At 64.9% G+C, this 19,150-nt stretch carries 12 protein-coding genes and 3 pseudogenes; 4 read left to right on the forward strand and 11 right to left on the reverse strand.

The annotated features are described in order from the left end of the window. The 4 genes and pseudogenes from CC207_RS27250 to CC207_RS17300 all read right to left on the reverse strand — a co-directional run. Positions 1-213 (reverse strand): annotated as a pseudogene (locus CC207_RS27250) (hypothetical protein); the annotation flags it as partial. A gap of 246 nt (positions 214-459) precedes the next feature. Then, a complete protein-coding gene (gdhA, locus tag CC207_RS17290) occupies positions 460-1,800 on the reverse strand; it encodes an NADP-specific glutamate dehydrogenase (RefSeq protein WP_028691354.1) in 1,341 nt (446 codons plus the stop codon). Between the two features lie 278 nt (positions 1,801-2,078). Continuing rightward, the gene (gene ettA / locus CC207_RS17295) at positions 2,079-3,746 is read right to left on the reverse strand and encodes an energy-dependent translational throttle protein EttA (RefSeq protein ID WP_028691353.1); all 1,668 of its coding nucleotides are present in this window, start codon (positions 3,744-3,746) and stop codon (positions 2,079-2,081) included. A 228-nt stretch (positions 3,747-3,974) separates the two neighbouring features. Continuing rightward, the gene (locus CC207_RS17300; protein WP_062362092.1) at positions 3,975-4,367 is read right to left on the reverse strand and encodes a hypothetical protein; all 393 of its coding nucleotides are present in this window, start codon (positions 4,365-4,367) and stop codon (positions 3,975-3,977) included. Between the two features lie 252 nt (positions 4,368-4,619). Between CC207_RS17300 and CC207_RS17305 the strand changes: the two genes are divergently transcribed. Together CC207_RS17305 and glyA are read left to right on the forward strand one after the other, a co-directional pair. Next, on the forward strand, positions 4,620-8,450 hold the full coding sequence (locus CC207_RS17305) for a GGDEF and EAL domain-containing protein (protein ID WP_088852471.1): 3,831 nt from the start codon (positions 4,620-4,622) through the stop codon (positions 8,448-8,450). A 312-nt stretch (positions 8,451-8,762) separates the two neighbouring features. Beyond that, entirely contained in the window at positions 8,763-10,016 is a 1,254-nt protein-coding gene (gene glyA, locus CC207_RS17310) for a serine hydroxymethyltransferase (RefSeq protein ID WP_028691350.1), read from the forward strand. A gap of 59 nt (positions 10,017-10,075) precedes the next feature. On the opposite strand, the pseudogene CC207_RS17315 reads toward glyA, so the two are convergent. The 4 genes and pseudogenes from CC207_RS17315 to CC207_RS17330 form a co-directional block, all read right to left on the reverse strand. Next, a pseudogene (locus tag CC207_RS17315) lies at positions 10,076-10,294 on the reverse strand (Fis family transcriptional regulator); the annotation flags it as partial. A gap of 126 nt (positions 10,295-10,420) precedes the next feature. Further along, positions 10,421-11,398, reverse strand: a complete 978-nt coding sequence (gene yjiA, locus CC207_RS17320; protein WP_088852472.1) for a GTPase — start codon at positions 11,396-11,398, stop codon at positions 10,421-10,423. Between the two features lie 78 nt (positions 11,399-11,476). Then, positions 11,477-11,674, reverse strand: a complete 198-nt coding sequence (locus tag CC207_RS17325) for a YbdD/YjiX family protein (RefSeq protein ID WP_028691348.1) — start codon at positions 11,672-11,674, stop codon at positions 11,477-11,479. Between the two features lie 13 nt (positions 11,675-11,687). Then, positions 11,688-13,754, reverse strand: a complete 2,067-nt coding sequence (locus CC207_RS17330) for a carbon starvation CstA family protein (protein WP_062362098.1) — start codon at positions 13,752-13,754, stop codon at positions 11,688-11,690. 166 nt (positions 13,755-13,920) lie between these two features. Between CC207_RS17330 and CC207_RS17335 the strand changes: the two genes are divergently transcribed. Both CC207_RS17335 and CC207_RS17340 read left to right on the forward strand, forming a co-directional pair. After that, positions 13,921-14,289: a PilZ domain-containing protein gene (locus CC207_RS17335; protein WP_028691346.1), complete on the forward strand. Its 369-nt coding sequence runs from the start codon at positions 13,921-13,923 to the stop codon at positions 14,287-14,289. A gap of 261 nt (positions 14,290-14,550) precedes the next feature. Further along, complete coding sequence (locus tag CC207_RS17340) at positions 14,551-16,068, forward strand: nucleobase:cation symporter-2 family protein (protein WP_028691345.1); 1,518 nt, start codon at positions 14,551-14,553, stop codon at positions 16,066-16,068. A gap of 88 nt (positions 16,069-16,156) precedes the next feature. Here the strand turns inward: CC207_RS17340 and CC207_RS17345 are convergent, their stop codons facing one another. The 3 genes and pseudogenes from CC207_RS17345 to CC207_RS17355 form a co-directional block, all read right to left on the reverse strand. Continuing rightward, on the reverse strand, positions 16,157-17,494 hold the full coding sequence (locus CC207_RS17345) for a TolC family outer membrane protein (RefSeq protein ID WP_088852473.1): 1,338 nt from the start codon (positions 17,492-17,494) through the stop codon (positions 16,157-16,159). A gap of 4 nt (positions 17,495-17,498) precedes the next feature. Continuing rightward, positions 17,499-18,830, reverse strand: coding sequence for an HlyD family type I secretion periplasmic adaptor subunit (locus CC207_RS17350; protein WP_028691343.1), 1,332 nt, complete (start codon positions 18,828-18,830; stop codon positions 17,499-17,501). Positions 18,831-18,834: 4 nt separating this feature from the next. Continuing rightward, positions 18,835-19,150, reverse strand: a pseudogene (locus tag CC207_RS17355) (type I secretion system permease/ATPase); the annotation flags it as partial.

Here is a 19,150-nt window from a genome sequence, read left to right on the forward strand (position 1 = left end):
GGTGCTGCCACCACCGGTGCCCGTGCCACCGCCACCGGCCCCGCCGCCCGAGTCTCCAGCACCCGCACCGGTGCCTGCGCCCGTACCGCCGTCGGCCGAGGAACCATCGACCTCACTGTGATGCCCACCTCCGCCACTGCTGCAACCGGTGAGGCCCAGGGACATGACCATCGTCAGCGCCGTTGCGGCCCTGATCCACGCTTGAGTGTTCATGGGAAGACTCCCGCTGCTGGTTGTTGTACTCACAACCAGCAGTGAAAGCCGAGGAGAGCGAAACAGGTAGTTCACAACTTGGTGTTAGTACCTGTGGTAGAGGACGGCGGGCGCTGCGCAAACCTATGAAATCAAGCTGATTTCATCCTGTAGACGAAGCCTGGTGACGCAAGTATTAGTACTAAGTCATTAGCACAAGCGACTGCGGAGCGGTCTTGCCAAGACTTCAGCCCCCATGACCTCGAATCAAACCACGCCCTGCGCCAACATCGCATCAGCGACCTTGACGAAGCCAGCAATGTTGGCGCCCTTGACGTAGTTGATGCTGCCATTGGCCTCTTCGCCATAGTGCACGCACGCATGGTGGATCGACTGCATGATGTGGTGCAGCTTGCTGTCCACCTCGCCCGCGGTCCACAACAGGCGCATGGCATTCTGCGACATCTCCAGGCCCGACACGGCCACGCCACCGGCATTGGAAGCCTTGCCCGGCGCATAGAGGATGCCGGCCTCGATGAAGATATCCACAGCCTCCAGGGTGGTCGGCATGTTGGCGCCCTCGGCCACACAGATGCAGCCGTTGCGCAGCAGGGTACGGGCGTCCTCGGCGTTCAGTTCGTTCTGGGTGGCGCACGGCAGGGCGATGTCGCACGGCAGGGACCACGGCGTCTGGCCCTTGCGGAACTCCAGGCCGAACGAGCCGGCCAGCTCGCTGAGGCGGCCGCGCTTGACGTTCTTCAGTTCCATCAGCGCATCCCATTGCGCGTCGTTCAGGCCGGCTTCGCAGAACAGGGTGCCTTCGGAGTCGGACAGCGAGATCACCTTGCCGCCCAGGTCCATGACCTTGCGCGCAGCGTACTGGGCGACGTTGCCGGAGCCTGAGATCGCCACGCGGCGACCGTCGATGCGTTTGTCCTGACGCTTGAGCATCTCTTCGGCGAAGTACACGCAACCGTAGCCGGTGGCCTCCGGGCGAATCAGGCTGCCGCCGTAGGTCATGCCCTTGCCGGTCAGCACCGAGGTGAACTGGTTGGCCAGGCGCTTGTACTGGCCGAACAGGAAGCCGATCTCACGGGCGCCGACGCCGATATCACCGGCCGGTACATCAAGGTCGGCACCGATATGACGGTACAGCTCGCTCATGAACGCCTGGCAGAAACGCATCACCTCGGCGTCGCTCTTGCCCTTGGGGTCGAAGTCCGAACCGCCCTTGCCACCGCCCATGGGCAGCGAGGTCAGCGAGTTCTTGAACACCTGCTCGAAGGCCAGGAACTTGAGCACGCCCAGGTTCACCGACGGGTGGAAGCGCAGGCCGCCCTTGTACGGGCCGATGGCGCTGCTCATCTGGATGCGGTAGCCGCGGTTGACCTGCACCTTGCCCTGGTCATCGACCCACGACACGCGGAACAGCACCGCGCGCTCGGGCTCGACCATGCGCTCGAGGATGCCGGCCTTGAGGTAGTGAGGGTTTTGTTCGAGGAACGGCCACAGGCTGCGTAACACTTCTTCCACGGCCTGGTGGAACTCGGGCTGAGCCGGGTCGCGCTGTTGCAGGCGGGCCAGGAAATCGTCGACAGATTCGATCATGGTAGACATCTCACCAAGAGGGATTGTTTTTGGTTTTTTCCCGAATGTACCAAGAACCAATCGCACTGGAACAGGGCGCAATGTCGTTTTTATGAAATTATTTGGTGCGTTTTCTATAAGTGTATACAAAATTCGAGACACAGGATCTTGCTTGGCTGATCGGCTTGAACCCGGCTATCGCAAGGCAAGCCCGCTTCCACCTTGCCCCGCCGACGCTCGAATGCCAGGCACAAAAATGGGGCCCCGAAGGGCCCCATTGCTGTGCAGCGAAATCCGGCTTACTGGGCCAGTTTCTTGTGACGTACACGGTGCGGCTGGGCAGCGGCGTCGCCCAGGCGCTTCTTGCGGTCGGCTTCGTACTCGGTGTAGTTGCCCTCGAAGAACACCACGCTCGAGTCGTCTTCGTACGCCAGGATGTGCGTGGCCACACGGTCCAGGAACCAACGGTCGTGGGAAATCACGATGGCGGCGCCCGGGAAGTCCAGCAGGGCTTCTTCCAGGGAACGCAGGGTTTCGACGTCGAGGTCGTTGGACGGTTCGTCGAGCAGCAGGACGTTGCCGCCCTCCTTCAGGGTCAGGGCCAGGTGCAGGCGGCCACGCTCACCACCGGAGAGGTCCTTGACGAACTTCTGCTGGTCGCCACCCTTGAAGTTGAAGCGGCCGACGTAGGTGCGCGACGGAATCTCGTAGCTGCCGATGCGGATCTGGTCGGAACCGTCGGAGATCTGCTGGAACACGGTCTTGCTGCCGTCCAGGTCCTCGCGGCTCTGGTCGACGCAGGCCAGTTGCACGGTTTCACCGATCTCGATGCTGCCCGAGTCCGGCTGCTCCTTGCCCATCAGCATGCGGAACAGGGTCGACTTACCGGCACCGTTGCCGCCGATCACGCCGACGATGGCGCCCTTGGGCATGGCGAACGACAGGTTGTCGATCAGCACGCGATCACCGTAGCCCTTGGTGACGTTCTTGAACTCGATGACCTTGTCGCCCAGGCGCGGACCGGCCGGGATGTAGATCTCGTTGGTCTCGCTGCGCTTCTGGAATTCCTGCGACTGCATCTCTTCGAAACGCTGCAGACGGGCCTTGGACTTGGACTGGCGGGCCTTGGCGCCTTTGCGCACCCACTCCAGTTCCTCTTTCATGGCCTTCTCGTGGGCGCTCTGCTGCTTGGATTCCTGGGCCAGACGCTCCGACTTGGCCTCCAGCCAGCCCGAGTAGTTGCCTTCGTACGGGATGCCGGCGCCGCGGTCCAGTTCGAGGATCCAGCCGGCGACGTTGTCGAGGAAGTAACGGTCGTGGGTGATCGCCACCACGGTGCCGGGGAAGTCGTGGAGGAAACGCTCAAGCCAGGCCACCGAGTCGGCGTCCAGGTGGTTGGTCGGTTCGTCCAGCAGCAGCATGTCGGGAGCCGACAGCAGCAGGCGGCACAGGGCCACGCGGCGCTTCTCGCCACCGGACAGGTGCTCGATCTTGGCGTCCCAGGCCGGCAGGCGCAAGGCGTCGGCGGCAACGTCCAGCTGACGCTCCAGGTTGTGGCCGTCGGCGGCCTGCAGGATAGCCTCGAGCTTGGCCTGCTCGGCGGCCAGCTTGTCGAAGTCGGCGTCGGGGTCGGCGTAGGCGGCGTAGACCTCGTCCAGGCGGGCCTGGGCGTCCTTGATCACGCTGACCGCTTCCTCGACCACTTCACGCACGGTCTTGGTCGGATCCAGCTGCGGCTCCTGGGGCAGGTAGCCGACGTTGATGTCGGGCATCGGACGGGCTTCGCCGTCGAATTCCTTGTCGACGCCCGCCATGATCCGCAGCAGGGTCGATTTACCCGCGCCGTTCAGGCCCAGCACGCCGATCTTGGCGCCAGGGAAGAACGACAGGGAAATGTTCTTGAGAATTTCCCGCTTCGGCGGCACGACCTTGCTCAGCCGATGCATGGTGTAGACGTATTGAGCCAAAACCAAGCCCTCTATCAGATAGGTAAAGACACGCGCCCCGGCATGGGCCAGGGGGATGTGATTACGGGGTGTCGTTGAACAAAGTGGGCCATTCTACGCCAACTCGCGGCGTTGCACAGATGGGTAGATGGCGGCGCCGTTCGGCGGCTACCGCGGGTCAAGCCCGCTCCCACGCCACAGCGTTGTTGCATGGGAGCGGGGTTGGCCCGCGATCAAGGTGACGCAGGCTCAGACGTGCGCTTGCTTGACCTTGCCGCGCGGCAGGCGGCAACGGTCCGACTGCTCGGCCAGGCGCGCGGCCCAGGCGGCCTTGACGCTGAAGCCGCCATTGCGGGCAGGTTTTTCCGCAGCCTTGGCGGCGGGCTTGCTCGCGGCCTTGGCGGGCGCGGCAACAGGCTTGCCAGCCGCCGGGGTGACGGCCTCGACCGCAGGCATGGCCTGCTTGCGCAGTTCGGCCAGCGACGGCGTCTTGTTGGCACTGGCGGCAGCCGTGTCCGGCTTGGCCAGCGAACGCTGGCAGGTCTTGCAGGATACGTCCTCGGTCACGGCAGTGCTGACCAGGGTCTGACTGCTGCGCCCACAGGCGGAATCGAGGCCATTGGTGGAATAGTGGGTAACCAAAACCGTACATCTCCGTTGCGTTGACTATGAAGCGGGCGGCATTCTCGCACAGGTTGCAGGGGCTTGCCGAACCGACATGACCGGCTGCCGGGCGGTGCGCGGACATACGGGCTGGCACTTTGCCATGTTTGCGGGCATGCTAGTCGGCTTCTCGCGTGCGCCTTATAGTGCGCCCAGCGACCACGGCACGCGCCGTGCATGCTGCGAGGACGCAACCCCTGCCATCGCCAGCCAAATCGCAGGACCCAACGCTTGACCAATCTCACGCAACCGTCATCCCTGCGGCCTGCCGACACCTCGGCCGGCACACACCTGCGTGGCTCGCTCAAGGGGGCGCTGGCCCTGCTCGCCCTGGTTTTGCTGGGTTTGCTGTTGTGGCAACTGTTCGCCCAGTTCCGCCATACCCAGGCCGACCTGCGTCAGCACAGCCTGACGACCAGCGCCGAATTGGCCGACCACCTGAGCCTGAACATGGCGCTGAAGGCCCAGCAATCGCTGAACCTGGTCCAGCCTTACGTCAATCCACCGGCGCCCGCCGCCCTGCCGAGCCTGCTCACCACCTTGCAGGCGCGCCTGCCGGCCCTGCGCGACCTGGCCTGGCTGGACGCCGCCGGGCAGGTGCGCAGCGACAGCCTCGACGGCACGCCGGACCGTCAGTTGATTGACGACCTCCTGCAACTGAACCAAGGCCGCGCCTTCTTCTATGGCAACGGCGCCGACAACCAGCGGGTGTACCTGCTGCTGCGCCAGCCGGCCGAGCAGGACCGCGGCTACTGGCTGCTGCGCCTGAGCCCGGACTACTACCAGGAGCTGACCCGCCACCTGGACGGCCCCACCCACCCCCTGTGGCTGCTGGAAAACAGCCGCAGCGGCGAGATCATCCAGCACCATGGCCACCGCCAGGCCAGCGACGAACCGCTGCAGAGCGTGATGCTCGCGTTCATCGACAACAGCACCTGGCAACTGCGCGGCCTGTTCGACGCAGGCATGGCCCGCGACAAACTGCTGCCGGCGCTGATCGGCAAGTGTGTGCTGGTGCTGTTCTGCGCCCTGCTGCCGGTGCTGGCGCTGATCAACATGCGTCGCCGCCAGCGCGCCCTGCAGGAGGATCGCCGACGCTACCAGGAAATTTTCGAGGGCACTGGCGTGGCCTTGTGCGTGCTCGACCTGTCCAGCCTGCCCGGCCAGCTCGACCGTTACCACCTGCGCAACCGCGCCGCGCTCAAGCACAGCCTGGCGCTGGACACCAAGCTGCGCCGCACGCTGCTGGCGGAACTGAAGATCACCGAGATCAACCAGGTGGCGCGTCAGCTGCTCAATGTCGACAGCCACGAAGGCGCCTGGCAGCGCCTGATCGAGGGCAGCGGCGACAGCCGCGACAGTATCGGCATGCAACTGATCGACGCGCTGATCGAAGAGCGCCAGCAGCTTGAACTGGAGGTGCGCCTGCCCGCCCCGCAGGGTGGCGAACTGCACCTGTGGCTGATGGCCCGCCTGCCCCAGCAGCGCCGCGACTACCAGGCGGTGATCCTGAGCATCAGCGACATCACCAGCCGCAAGCAGGTGGAGCTGTCGCTGCTCGAACGCGAAGGCTTCTGGTCGGACGTGGTGCGCACCGTGCCCGACCAGCTCTACGTGCAGGACGTCAACAGCCAGCGCATGATCTTCAGCAACCGCCACCTCGGCCAGACCCTGGGCTACGACCGTGTGGAACTGGCGCAGATGGGCGACCGCTTCTGGGAAATGCTCCTGCACCCCGGCGACGCCGAGCACTATCGTGCCCTGCGCCAGCAGCAGCGCGACACCGGCCACGGCGAGTCGCTGCACTGCCAGCTGCGTTTCCGCCACCGTGACGGCGGCTGGCGCTGCTACGACATCCGTGAGCAGGTGCTGACCCGCGACAGCGAGGGCCAGGTCACCCGCATCATCGGCGTGGGCAAGGACGTCACCGTGCAGATCGAGGCCAGCGAGTCCCTGCGCGACAGCGAGCAGCGCTACCGCATGCTCGCCGAGAGCATCAGCGACGTGATCTTCTCCACCGATAGCCAGTTGCAGCTCAACTACGTCAGCCCCTCGGTGCAGGCGGTGCTGGGCTACCAGGCCGACTGGATCTTCGCCAACGGCTGGCAGTCGATCGTCGCCAACCCCGCCCAGCTCAGCGGCGTCTACAACCTGTTGGAGCGGGTCAGCAAGGTGCTGGGCGACAGTGAGCAGTTGGCCCAGTTGCGCAGCACCCTGCCCACCCAGCTGTTCCTGTTCGACTGCCTGCGCGCCGATGGCCGCAAGATCCCCATCGAGCTGCGCCTGGTGCTGGTGTGGGACGAACACGAGCGCTTCGAAGGCGTGCTCGGCGTGGGACGCGACATCAGCCAGCAGCGCCGGGCCGAGAAAGACCTGCGCATGGCCGCGACGGTGTTCGAACACTCCACCTCGGCGATCCTCATCACCGACCCGGCCGGCTATATCGTTCAGGCCAACGAGGCTTTCAGCCGGGTCAGCGGCTATGCCGTGGCCGAAGTGCTCGACCAGTTGCCCGGCATGCTCACCGTCGAACAGCAGCAGAGCGCCCAGCTGGGCTACGTGCTCAAGCAACTGAGCCAGCGCGGTACCTGGGAAGGCGAGGTCTGGCTCAAGCGCCGCAACGGCGAGCACTACCCGGCGTGGGTAGGCATCACCGCAGTGCTCGACGACGAGGGCGACCTGGCCAGCTACGTGTGCTTCTTCACCGACATCAGCGAGCGCAAGGCCAGCGAACAGCGCATCCACCGCCTGGCCTACTACGACGCCCTGACCCACCTGCCCAACCGCACGTTGTTCCAGGACCGCCTGTACACCGCCCTGCAGCAGGCCGAACGGCAGAAGGCCTGGGTGGTGTTGATGTTCCTCGACCTCGACCGCTTCAAGCCGATCAACGACTCCCTCGGCCACGCCGCGGGTGATCGCATGCTCAAGGACATGGCCGAGCGCCTGCTGGCCTGCGTCGACGACGACGACACCGTGGCGCGCATGGGCGGCGACGAGTTCACCCTGTTGCTGCAGCCCAAGGCCACCCGCGAGCAGGCGCTCAACCGGGCGATCCATGTCGCCGAGCACATCCTCGACGGGCTGGTCACGCCGTTCGTCCTGGAAAACCGCGAGTTCTTTGTCACCGCCAGTATCGGCATCGCCCTGAGCCCGCAGGACGGCAGCGAGCTCAGCCAACTGATGAAGAACGCCGACACGGCGATGTACCACGCCAAGGAGCGCGGCAAGAACAACTTCCAGTTCTACCAGGCAGACATGAACGCCAGCGCCCTGGAGCGCCTGGAGCTGGAGAGCGACCTGCGCCATGCCCTGGAGCAAAACGAGTTCACCCTCTACTACCAGCCGCAGTTCAGCGGCGACGGCAAGCGCCTGACCGGTGCCGAGGCGCTGCTGCGCTGGCGCCATCCGACCCGCGGCCTGGTGCCGCCGGGCGACTTCATCCCGGTGATCGAAGAGCTGGGCCTGGTGGTCGACGTCGGCGACTGGGTGCTGCGCGAGGCGTGCCGCCAACTCAAGGCCTGGCACAAGGAGAAGGTGCGGGTACCGAAGGTGTCGGTGAACATTTCCGCCCGGCAGTTCTCCGACGGCCAACTGGGTACGCGCATCGCCACCATCCTCGAGGAAACCGGGCTGCCCCCGGCCTGCCTGGAGCTGGAGCTGACCGAAAGCATCCTGATGCGCGAGGTCAACGAGGCCATGCAGATCCTCGACAGCCTGAAGAATCTCGGCCTGAGCATCGCGGTCGACGACTTCGGCACCGGCTACTCGTCGCTCAACTACCTCAAGCAGTTCCCCATCGACGTGCTCAAGATCGACCGCACCTTCGTCGACGGCCTGCCCGAGGGCGAGCAGGACGCGCAGATCGCCCGGGCGATCATCGCCATGGCCCACAGCCTCAACCTGGCGGTGATCGCCGAGGGCGTGGAGACCCACGAGCAGCTGGAGTTCCTGCGCGAGCACGGCTGCGACGAGGTGCAGGGCTACCTGTTCGGCAGGCCGATGCCGGCCAACCAGTTCGAGGCGCAGTTCAGCAACGAGACGTTGTTCATGTTCCAGTGACGACGGTGACACGAGACGGTTTCCGTGGGAGCGGCCTTGCGTCGCGAAAGGGCTGCGCAGCAGCCCCAGGACCTAAGTGTTAACGCAAAGATCGCCGGGGCCGCTTTGCGGCCCTTTCGCGACGCAAGGCCGCTCCCACAGTGCACGGCGCCAAGCCTTGAAAAACGGACCCAAAAGTCAACTCCAGCCCAGAAACGGCGCGGGCTGCAACATGAGGGCCATTGGTCCGCGACTTGATGCCACTTCATATGCCAGCGGCGAATCAATCGGTTAGAATGCCCCCCCAATTCTGCCCGATCCTTGAGGACCGCCATGTTCAGCCGTGATTTGACCATTGCCAAGTACGACGCCGAGCTCTTCGAAGCCATGCAGCAAGAAGCCCTGCGCCAGGAAGAGCATATCGAGCTGATCGCTTCGGAAAACTACACCAGCCCGGCGGTCATGGAGGCCCAGGGTTCGGTTCTGACCAACAAGTACGCCGAAGGCTACCCAGGCAAGCGCTACTACGGTGGTTGCGAGTACGTCGACGTCGTCGAGCAGCTGGCCATCGACCGCGCCAAGGAGCTGTTCGGCGCCGACTACGCCAACGTCCAGCCGCACGCCGGCTCCCAGGCCAACGCCGCCGTCTACCTGGCCCTGCTGTCGGCCGGTGACACCATCCTGGGCATGAGCCTGGCCCACGGCGGTCACCTGACCCACGGCGCCAGCGTCTCCTCCTCGGGCAAGCTGTACAACGCCATCCAGTACGGCATCGACGCCAACGGCCTGATCAACTACGACGAAGTCGAAGCACTGGCCCTGGAGCACAAGCCGAAGATGATCGTCGCCGGCTTCTCCGCCTACTCGCAGGTCCTGGACTTCCCACGCTTCCGTGAAATCGCCGACAAGGTCGGTGCCTACCTGTTCGTCGACATGGCCCACGTGGCTGGCTTGGTCGCCGCCGGCGTGTACCCGAACCCTGTTCCGTTCGCCGACGTGGTCACCACCACCACCCACAAGACCCTGCGCGGTCCGCGTGGCGGCCTGATCCTGGCCCGCGCCAACGCCGACATCGAGAAGAAGCTGAACTCCGCGGTCTTCCCGGGCGCCCAGGGCGGCCCGCTGGAGCACGTCATCGCCGCCAAGGCGATCTGCTTCAAGGAAGCGCTGCAGCCTGAGTTCAAGGCCTACCAGCAGCAAGTGGTAAAGAACGCCCAGGCCATGGCCGAAGTGTTCATCGAGCGTGGTTTCGACGTCGTATCCGGCGGCACCCAGAACCACCTGTTCCTGCTGTCGCTGATCAAGCAGGAAATCTCCGGTAAGGACGCCGACGCCGCCCTGGGCAAGGCGTTCATCACCGTCAACAAGAACTCGGTCCCGAACGACCCACGTTCGCCGTTCGTCACCTCGGGCCTGCGTTTCGGCACCCCTGCCGTCACCACCCGTGGCTTCAAGGAAGCCGAGTGCCGCGAACTGGCTGGCTGGATCTGCGACATCCTGGCCGACCTGAACAACGAAGCGGTGATCGACGCCGTGCGCGAGAAGGTCAAGGCGATCTGCAAGAAGCTGCCGGTGTACGGCAACTGATTGGCGGACGCCTGATGTGAAAAAGCCCGGCCATGTGCCGGGCTTTTTTGTGCTTGTTCTCAGCGAGTTGTTGCGACATCCGGCACGAGACGTATTTCCACGCGCTGATCCAAGGCTCTCGCCGCACTGGCCAGCGTTGCCAGCGTCATGCCGGCATCCGTCTGATCAAGCGCTCGATCGACCGCCGTACGGCTGGTGTGCATGCGCTCGGCAAGCGCCTTCTTGCTGACCCTCTGCTGCTTCATCGCCTCAGTCAGCTGCCAGGCAATCACCCGCTTGTGACTCGACCGAGCGCACCAAAAAAGGTACCTCTTTCAAGGGGGCCATAGCGTGTGGCCCAATGTATTGAACGAGGCAAAAAAATGCCGCCATTTGGCGGCATCAACCAGTCAGCTACGTCCCACTCATGCGTGATACAACGCCTCAAACCCTGCCCGAATATTCTCTTCCGGCAGCTCATCGGCAATGAACACCATCACGCTTTCCCGTGTCTCGCCGTCCTTCCACTCGGCGTCCCAATCAAAGCCATAGAGCTTCAGCACCCCTTGGAACACCAGACGGCGGTCCTCACCGGCAATGTTCAATACCCCCTTGTAGCGCAGCAATTGCTTGCCGTGCTCTTCCAGCAGCTCGTTCATGAAGTCGCTGAGCCGATCGATGTCCAACGGCGTTTCGGTATGCAGCACCAGCGTCGAGATACGGTCAGGGGTGGCCGGCTTTAGCAGCGGGCGCAAGGTGGGCTTTGGGCTGATGCCCAGGTCCGGGTTGAGGTTGAAGCCGCGCACATCGAGTAGCTCGGCCAGGTCGATGCGGCCGTGCTCGACCACGCGGATTGCCGCCCGGCCATTGATACGCGCCAGACGCTCGCGCAGGGCGTCGACCACCTGTGGCTCGACCAGGTCGGTCTTGCTCAGCAGCAGGCGGTCGGCGAAGCCAACCTGGGCCTGGGCGATGGCCTGGGTCAGGTGCAGCTCGGCATGGGCGGTGTCGACCAGGGTGATAATGCCGTCGAGGATATAGCGCTCGCGCAGCTCTTCATCGATGAAGAAGGTCTGCGCCACCGGCGCCGGATCGGCAAGGCCGGTGCACTCGATGACCAGGCGATCGAAGGCGATTTCACCGGCATCCAGCCGTTCGAGCAGCAGGTACAGGGCCCGAGTCAGGTCGCCATGGATGCTGCAGCACACGCAGCCGTTGGCCAGGGTCATGACCTGCACCGGTTCATCGCCCAGCAGCTGGCTGTCGATGCCGGCCTCGCTGAATTCGTTTTCGATCACGGCGAGCTTCAGGCCATGCTCGGCCCTGAGCATATGCTTGAGCAATGTGGTCTTGCCGGCGCCAAGGAAGCCGGTCAGCACGGTAACGGGAATCGGCGTTTGCACGCGGTTGTCTCCTGCAGCTGAAAATGAAAGTGGGAGCCCGGTTGCCCGGGCTCCCACTGGTTCACGCGTGTCGCGGGTTCAACAGCACTTGGGCCCGGACTTGCCACCATAGCGCGCTTCCTGGCGCTCGCGGAAGAACTCTTCGTAGCTCATCACCGGCTTGTCCGGGTGCTTCTTGCGCATGTGCTCGACATAGTTGTCGTAGTCGGGCATGCCGACCATCAGGCGGGCGGCCTGCCCCAGGTACTTGCCCAGTCGACCCAGGTCGTTGAACATCGCGGCGATCCTCTCAAGCGTCAGGCAGGGCCTGGAACGGGGTTTCCTTGTCGGTGCGCTCCTTGCGACCCAGGGCGGCGAGGCCAACCTTGACGGCGAAGAACAGCACGCTGAACACCACCACCAGGAACAGCACGGTCAGGCCGGCGTTGGTGTAGGCGTTGAAGATCACATGCTGCATCTGGCCGATGTCCTTGGCCGGGGCCAGCACTTGGCCGGCATCCAGCGCGGTGCTGTACTTCTTGGCCAGGGCCAGGAAGCCGACCGCAGGGTTCGGGTCGAACAACTTGATCAGGCCCGCGGTGGTGGTGCAGATCAGCAGCCACACGGCCGGCAGCAGGGTGACCCAGACGTAGCGCTGGCGCTTCATCTTGATCAACACCACGGTGCCCAGCATCAAGGCGATGCCGGCGAGCATCTGGTTGGAGATGCCGAACAGCGGCCACAGGGTGTTGATGCCACCCAGAGGGTCGATCACGCCCTGGTACAGCAGATAGCCCCACAGCGCCACGCAACCGGCGGTGCCGATCAGGTTGGCGGTCCACGACTCGGTGCGTTTCAGGGCCGGCACGAAGCTGCCCAGCAAATCCTGCAGCATGAAGCGACCGGCACGGGTACCGGCGTCTACTGCAGTGAGGATGAACAGCGCCTCGAACAGAATCGCGAAGTGGTACCAGAACGCCATGGTGTTCTCACCCGGCAGTACCTGGTGCAGGATCTGCGCAATGCCCACCGCCAGGGTCGGTGCACCACCGGCACGGGCCAGGATGGTGTGCTCGCCGATATCACGGGCGGTGGCCTCGAGCTGCTCGGGTGTGATCATGAAGCCCCAGCTGCTCACAGTCTGCGCCACCGAGACGACGTCGGCACCGACCACAGCGGCCGGGCTGTTCATGGCGAAGTACACCCCCGGCTCGATCACCGAGGCGGCGACCATGGCCATGATGGCGACGAACGACTCCATCAGCATGCCGCCGTAGCCGATGTAGCGGGCGTTGGTTTCGTTGTCCAGCAGCTTGGGCGTGGTCCCCGAGGAGATCAGCGCGTGGAAGCCGGACACCGCGCCGCAGGCGATGGTGATAAACAGGAACGGGAACAGAGTGCCCTTCCAAACCGGGCCCGTGCCGTCGGTGAACTGGGTCAGCGCCGGCATCTTCAGTTCGGGCGCGATGATCAGGATGCCGATGGCAAGGCCGACGATGGTGCCGATCTTGAGAAAGGTCGACAGGTAGTCACGCGGCGCCAGCACCAGCCACACCGGCAGCACGGCAGCGACGAAACCGTAGCCGACCAGCATCCAGGTGATCTGCACGCCGGTGAAGGTGAACGCCGGGCCCCACACCGGATCTGCGGCGATCTGGCCCCCCAGCCAGATCGACAGCAGCAGCAGGACCACGCCGATGACCGAGATCTCGCCGATGCGGCCCGGGCGGATGTAGCGCATGTAGATGCCCATGAACATCGCGATCGGGATGGTCGCCATCACCGTGAACATGCCCCACGGGCTCTCGGCCAGGGCCTTGACCACGATCAGCGCCAGCACCGCGAGGATGATGATCATGATCAGGAAGCAGCCGAACAGGGCGATGGTGCCCGGGATGCGGCCCATTTCCTCGCGTACCATGTCGCCCAGCGAGCGGCCGTTGCGGCGGGTGGAGAGGAACAGGACCATGAAGTCCTGCACCGCGCCGGCCAGCACCACGCCGGCGATCAGCCACAGCGTGCCGGGCAGGTAGCCCATCTGCGCGGCGAGCACCGGGCCGACGAGCGGGCCGGCGCCGGCGATGGCGGCGAAGTGGTGGCCGAAGAGAATGTGCTTGTTGGTCGGGACGTAGTCCAGGCCATCGTTGTTGAGCACCGCGGGCGTGGCCCGGCGGGGGTCGAGCTGCATCACCTTGGTGGCGATGAACAGGCTGTAGTAACGGTAGGCGACCAGGTAAAGGGCCACTGCCGCGACCACGATCCACAAGGCGTTGATGGCCTCACCGCGACGCAGGGCGACCACACCCAGCGCGCAGGCCCCTATGACTGCCAGCGCCAGCCACGGAATGTGGCGTAGCAGGCTATTATTGTTGTTCATGGTTTACTTCCAGCTGGTGGATTGGAAAGACCGCCCATCGAGTCTAGGGCGACTCATCGCGCATTGCCACACTTGCTTTGGTCTAGAGCCTCTGCGGCCAGATTGCGGTACCTGATACTGCACCATAACCCACTATAGTCAGGTTGAACCCCCGAGGGCTTTTCCCATGAGCGACCACGACGAACGCCGCCGCTTTCAACGCATCGCCTTCGATGCCCCCACTGAACTGCGCCAGGGCGAGCGGCGCTGGCCGGTGAAACTGCTCGACCTGTCGCTCAAGGGCTTGCTGATCGAGCGCCCCGATCCCTGGAATGCCGACCTCACCCAGGATTTCGAAGCGATCATCCACCTCAACGACAAGAAGACCCAGGTGCTGATGCAGGTCGAACTGCGCCACGAGGAGCCGAGCCGCCTGGGTTTCATCTGCCTGCACATCGACATCGATTCGATGACCCATCTGCACCGTCTGGTGGAACTGAACGTGGGTGACAGCACCGAAATGATGCGCGAGCTGCGCGAACTCATCGAAGATTGATATCTCTTAGCTTGCTACCTATCTGGCTGTGACGGCTTTCCTGTCCAGCCAGACAGCTTTCATACGCCTGCCAAGCTCTTTGTACACACCCCTCTGGAACAGCATCCTGCAAGTTGGAACGCAACCTGCATCCAGGTTTCACGCACCCTGGACGCACCAGTTCCGTCGCTACGATCAAAACTTTGTATACAATTTTTGTGGCAATTTTTTGTGCTTGTTGTCTACAGTAGCGGCACAACAATAAACAGAGAGCCTGCTCCAATGACCACGTCCCCCAGCACGTCTCCCGCCCCGCGCCCCGAGGACGAGAACCTCGGCCTTGGCGCCAACCTGGCCTACGGGCTGCAGCATGTCCTGACCATGTATGGAGGGATTGTCGCCGTACCCCTGATCCTCGGCCAGGCCGCCGGCCTGGCCCCGGCGGAAATCGGCCTGTTGATCGCCGCCTCGCTGTTCGCCGGAGGCCTGGCGACGTTGCTGCAGACCCTTGGCCTGCCGTTCTTCGGCTGCCAGCTGCCGCTGGTGCAGGGCGTGTCGTTCGCCGGTGTGGCGACCATGGGCGCGATCCTCGGCAGCCAGAGCGGTGGCGGCTTGCCTTCGGTGCTGGGCGCGGTGATGGCGGCCTCGCTCATCGGTTTCCTGATCACCCCGGTGTTCTCGCGCATCACCAAGTTCTTCCCGCCGCTGGTCACCGGCATCGTCATCACCACCATCGGCCTGACCCTGATGCCCGTGGCCGCACGCTGGGTGATGGGCGGCAACAGCGCCTCGCCGGAGTTCGGCAGCGTGGCCAACATCGGCCTGGCGGCCCTGACCTTCGCCATCGTCCTGCTGCTGAGCAAGCTGGGCAGCGCGAGCATCTCGCGCCTGTCGATCCTCCTGGCCATGGTCGCCGGCACCCTGATTGCCTGGGCGCTGGGCATGACCGACTTCAGCAAAGTTACCGAAGGCCCGATCTTCGCCTTCCCCACGCCGTTCCACTTCGGCATGCCGACCTTCCATATCGCCGCGATCCTGTCGATGTGCATCGTGATCATGGTGACCCTGGTGGAAACCTCGGCGGACATCCTCGCCGTGGGTGAGATCATCGACACCAAGGTCGACTCCAAGCGCCTGGGCAATGGCCTGCGCGCCGACATGGCGTCGAGCATCCTGGCGCCGATCTTCGGCTCGTTCACCCAGAGCGCCTTTGCCCAGAACGTCGGCCTGGTGGCCGTGACCGGGGTGAAGAGCCGCTACGTGGTGGCCACCGGCGGGGTAATCCTGGTGGTGCTGGGCCTGCTGCCGATCATGGGCCGGGTCATCGCCGCGGTACCGACCCCGGTCCTCGGCGGCGCGGGTATCGTGCTGTTCGGCACCGTGGCGGCCAGCGGCATCCGCACCCTGTCCAAGGTCAACTACAAGAACAACGTCAACCTGATCATCGTCGCTGCCTCGCTGGGCTTCGGCATGATCCCGATCGCGGCGCCGACCTTCTACCACAACTTCCCGAGCTGGTTCGAAACCATCTTCCACTCCGGCATCAGCTCGGCGGCGATCATGGCCATCCTGCTGAACCTGATCTTCAACCACTTCACCACCGGCAACTCGGAAAACCAGTCGGTGTTCGCCGCGGCCTACGAGCGCACCATCCAGTACTCGGACATCTCGGCCCTGCGCGATGGCGACTACTTCAAGGACGGCAAGCTGTTCGACGCCGACGGCAATGAGGTTCCGGTGCTGGAGCTTGACGAGCACGGCAACGAGGCGCCCAGGCGCAAGGCGGTTGCCGAACACTGATCGCTGACCAGGACGGTCATCGAGGGGGAGCCGACGCGCATCGTCGGCTCCCTTTTTTATCTGGTGCAGGTGTCGGAGCGCCGACGCACTATCCGTGCGACAGGAAATACCTGCTCAACGCATTCAGATCCCCCGCCTCCAGTACGCCCGCCAGATAGCGCAGCTGCAACCACGCCCGCAGGTACTCATGGCGTGCCTGCGCCAGGTCACGCCTGGCACTGAACAGCTGTTGCTCGGCATCCAGCACATCGAGGTTGACCCTTTCCCCTCCCCGCACGCTCTTGCGTGTGGCCTGCACCAGGGCCGAGGCCGCCTTCACCGCCAGGTCGTAGGCGCGGATCTTCGCCGTGCCGCTGGCACAGAGGTTGAACTGCCGACGCAGTTGGGTGAGCGTGTCGTTCAGCTGTGCATCCAGTTCGAACCCCGCGGCATCGCGCTGGGCACGAGCCTGACGCACTGACGCCTGCACCCCGCCACCGGCATACAGCGGCACGCTCAACTGCACGCCGATGCTGTCGGTATCGTAGCGTTGGTTGTAGCTGCTCTCGGAGCTCGAACTGGAAATGCCCTTGCTGGCATAGGCACTCAACGAAGGCAGGTGCCCGGCCCGTTGCCGCTCGATGTTCTGCTCGGCGACCTCCAACCCATGGCGCTGGCTGGCCAGCTCGGCGTTGTGGGCCACGGCCAGGTCGCGCCAGCGCTCGAAACGTGTGGGGGTGAGGGGTTGGACGCGAAAATCGGCGGTCATCGGCGTCAGGTCCTCGACCGCCACCGGCTCGCCGATGATCGCCTGCAAGGCGTGCAGCGCCGCATCGAGATTGTCGCCAGCCTCGATTTCCTGGGCCTGCGCCAACTCGTAGCGGGCGCGGGTTTCCAGCACATCGGTGCGGGTGCCCTCGCCGCCCTTGAGCAGGCGCTCGTTGAGGGTCATCTGCTCGGCATAGGTACGCCGCTGGGCCTGGGCCAGGGCGATCTGTTCGTTGGCGAACAACGCTTCGCTGTAGGCGCCGAACAGACGCACCATCAGCTCCTGGCCACGACCGCGATAGCGCTCGTCGGCCAGGGCGGCCTGGGCCACACCACGGCGGTAGTCGCTCCAGGCAGCGTAGTCGAACAACGGCTGCTCGAGGGTCAGGGTCGAGCTGTAGCTGCGGTAATCGCGCTGGGTGGTCACGTCGCCGAACTGGCTACGCTGGGTCACCTCGGAATCGTTGCGGGCGCGGTTGTAGCGATACGACAACCTGGGCAGCAGGCCAGCGCGACCGATCGCCAGGTTTTCGAGCCCGGCCTCGCGCTCGGCGATGGAGCCCTGCCAGGTGGGATCGTTGCGCAGCGCCAGGGCATAGGCGTCACCCAGGTCCAGGGCCTGCGCCGACAGGCTCGTGAACAACAGCAGCGGGCAGGCGGCACGCAGTAGCACGGACATCCCCTTATTCCTCGGTCAGCGCGACATGCACCCGGTCGGCCAGTGGCTTGAACAGGTAGTTGAGCAGCGAGCGCTCGCCAGTCCGCACGAAGGCCTCCACCGGCATGCCCGGGCGGATATCCAGGCCGGCCAGTTGGCCGAGGCCCTGGTCGCTGACCTTGATGCGCACCTGGTAGTAGGGCTGCTGGGTCTTTTCGTCGATCAGGCGATCGGCCGAGACCAATGTCACCTCGCCATCCACTCGTGGCGTGGTGCTCTGGTTGAAGGCGACGAACATCAGCTCCACCGGCAACCCGGGGCGCAGGCGGTCGATCATGTCCACCGAGGCACGGGCTTCGACCAGCAGCGGCGCATCGCGCGGCACGATCTCCATCAGTTGCTGGCCGCGGGCGATGACGCCACCGTCGGTGAACACGCTCAGGCCCACCACGGTGCCGGCCACGGGGGCCCGCACCTGGGTATGGGCCAGCTCGAACTCGGCGCTGCGCAGGCGGTTGTCCAGGTCCTCTGCGCTGGCCTGCAGCTCGGTGAGCTGCTGGCGCACTTCGTTCTGGTACTCCTGCTGGCGCTGGCCGATGCGCAGCTTGAGTTCCAGGACCTGACGCCGGGTGCGGCCGATGCTGCCGAAGTCCTCGGCAATCGAGCCGTTGACCTGGGCCAGCAGGCGCTCACTGTCGAGCAGGCGATTGCGGGCGATGTAGCCATCCCGAGCCAGTTCGCGCAGGCCGCGCAACTGTTCGTCCAGCGCGTCACGCTGGGCCTGTTTGCTGGCCAGCGAGCCTTGCAGGCCCTGCAGCGAGGCTTCGGCGCCAGCGATGCTCTCGCGCAGGCCGCCAAGCTCCATCTCCAGCGCCTGGGCGCGGCTGCTGCGCAGTTGCCGCTGGCTCTCCAGCACCGTGGCCACCCAGGCACTGGCGGCCTGGTCACGCAGGCCTTGGGGGAAGTCGATCGAAGCCCTGCCATCGCGCTCGGCCAGCAGGCGCGCCTCGGCTGCGCGGGCGTTGACGTACTGTACCCGTAGCGAACCGACCTGGGCCTGGGCCTGGGTCGGATCCATGCGCAGCACGACCTGGCCGGCGCTCACCGTGTCGCCGTCACGCACCAGCAACTGCTCGATCACCCCGCCCGTGGGGTGCTGCACGGCCTGTCGGCTACCGGCGACCATCACGCTGCCGCTGACCGGCACGCCTTTGTCCAGCGGCGCCAGCGCGGCCCACAGGAGGAAACCGCCGAAACCTGCCAGCACCAGCCAGCGGCCCACCCGGCCCGGGCGGTGTTCGTCGAGGCTGAGCAGGCTCGCCTCGGTCTTTTGCGTGGAGAGGGCGTGTACGCTCATGGTGTCAGGCTCTTGGCTGGCCGAAGGTGACGCTCAGGCCGATGGGGTTGCGTGTGGAGGATGGCGCGACGGGGGCGGGCGCCGGCCGAGCGGCCCGCTGTGCGTCCTGCAGCACCCGGGCGGTGGGGCCGAAGGCCTGCAACTGGCCGCCCTTGAGCATCAGCAGGTTGTCCAGGCCGGCCAACAGCGAGGACTTGTGGGTGATCAGGATCAACGTGCGCTTGTGCTCGCGCAGCCTGGCAATGGCCTCGACCAACGCCTGCTCCCCGGCCTCATCGAGATTGGAATTGGGCTCGTCGAGCACGATCAGCGCCGGCAGC

The organism is Pseudomonas sp. DrBHI1, from assembly GCF_002205115.1.
In the GTDB taxonomy this organism is placed as follows: Bacteria; Pseudomonadota; Gammaproteobacteria; order Pseudomonadales; family Pseudomonadaceae; genus Aquipseudomonas; species Aquipseudomonas mosselii.

Bases quoted from the DNA above. Each gene is read 5' to 3' on its own strand.
- CC207_RS17345 (WP_088852473.1), bottom strand. From the start codon at position 17,494: ATGTCCGTGCTACTGCGTGCCGCCTGCCCGCTGCTGTTGTTCACGAGC.
- CC207_RS17335 (WP_028691346.1), top strand. From the start codon at position 13,921: ATGAGCGACCACGACGAACGCCGCCGCTTTCAACGCATCGCCTTCGAT.
- CC207_RS17350 (WP_028691343.1), bottom strand. From the start codon at position 18,830: ATGAGCGTACACGCCCTCTCCACGCAAAAGACCGAGGCGAGCCTGCTC.
- glyA (WP_028691350.1), top strand. From the start codon at position 8,763: ATGTTCAGCCGTGATTTGACCATTGCCAAGTACGACGCCGAGCTCTTC.
- CC207_RS17330 (WP_062362098.1), bottom strand. From the start codon at position 13,754: ATGAACAACAATAATAGCCTGCTACGCCACATTCCGTGGCTGGCGCTG.
- gdhA (WP_028691354.1), bottom strand. From the start codon at position 1,800: ATGATCGAATCTGTCGACGATTTCCTGGCCCGCCTGCAACAGCGCGAC.
- CC207_RS17340 (WP_028691345.1), top strand. From the start codon at position 14,551: ATGACCACGTCCCCCAGCACGTCTCCCGCCCCGCGCCCCGAGGACGAG.
- CC207_RS17325 (WP_028691348.1), bottom strand. From the start codon at position 11,674: ATGTTCAACGACCTGGGTCGACTGGGCAAGTACCTGGGGCAGGCCGCC.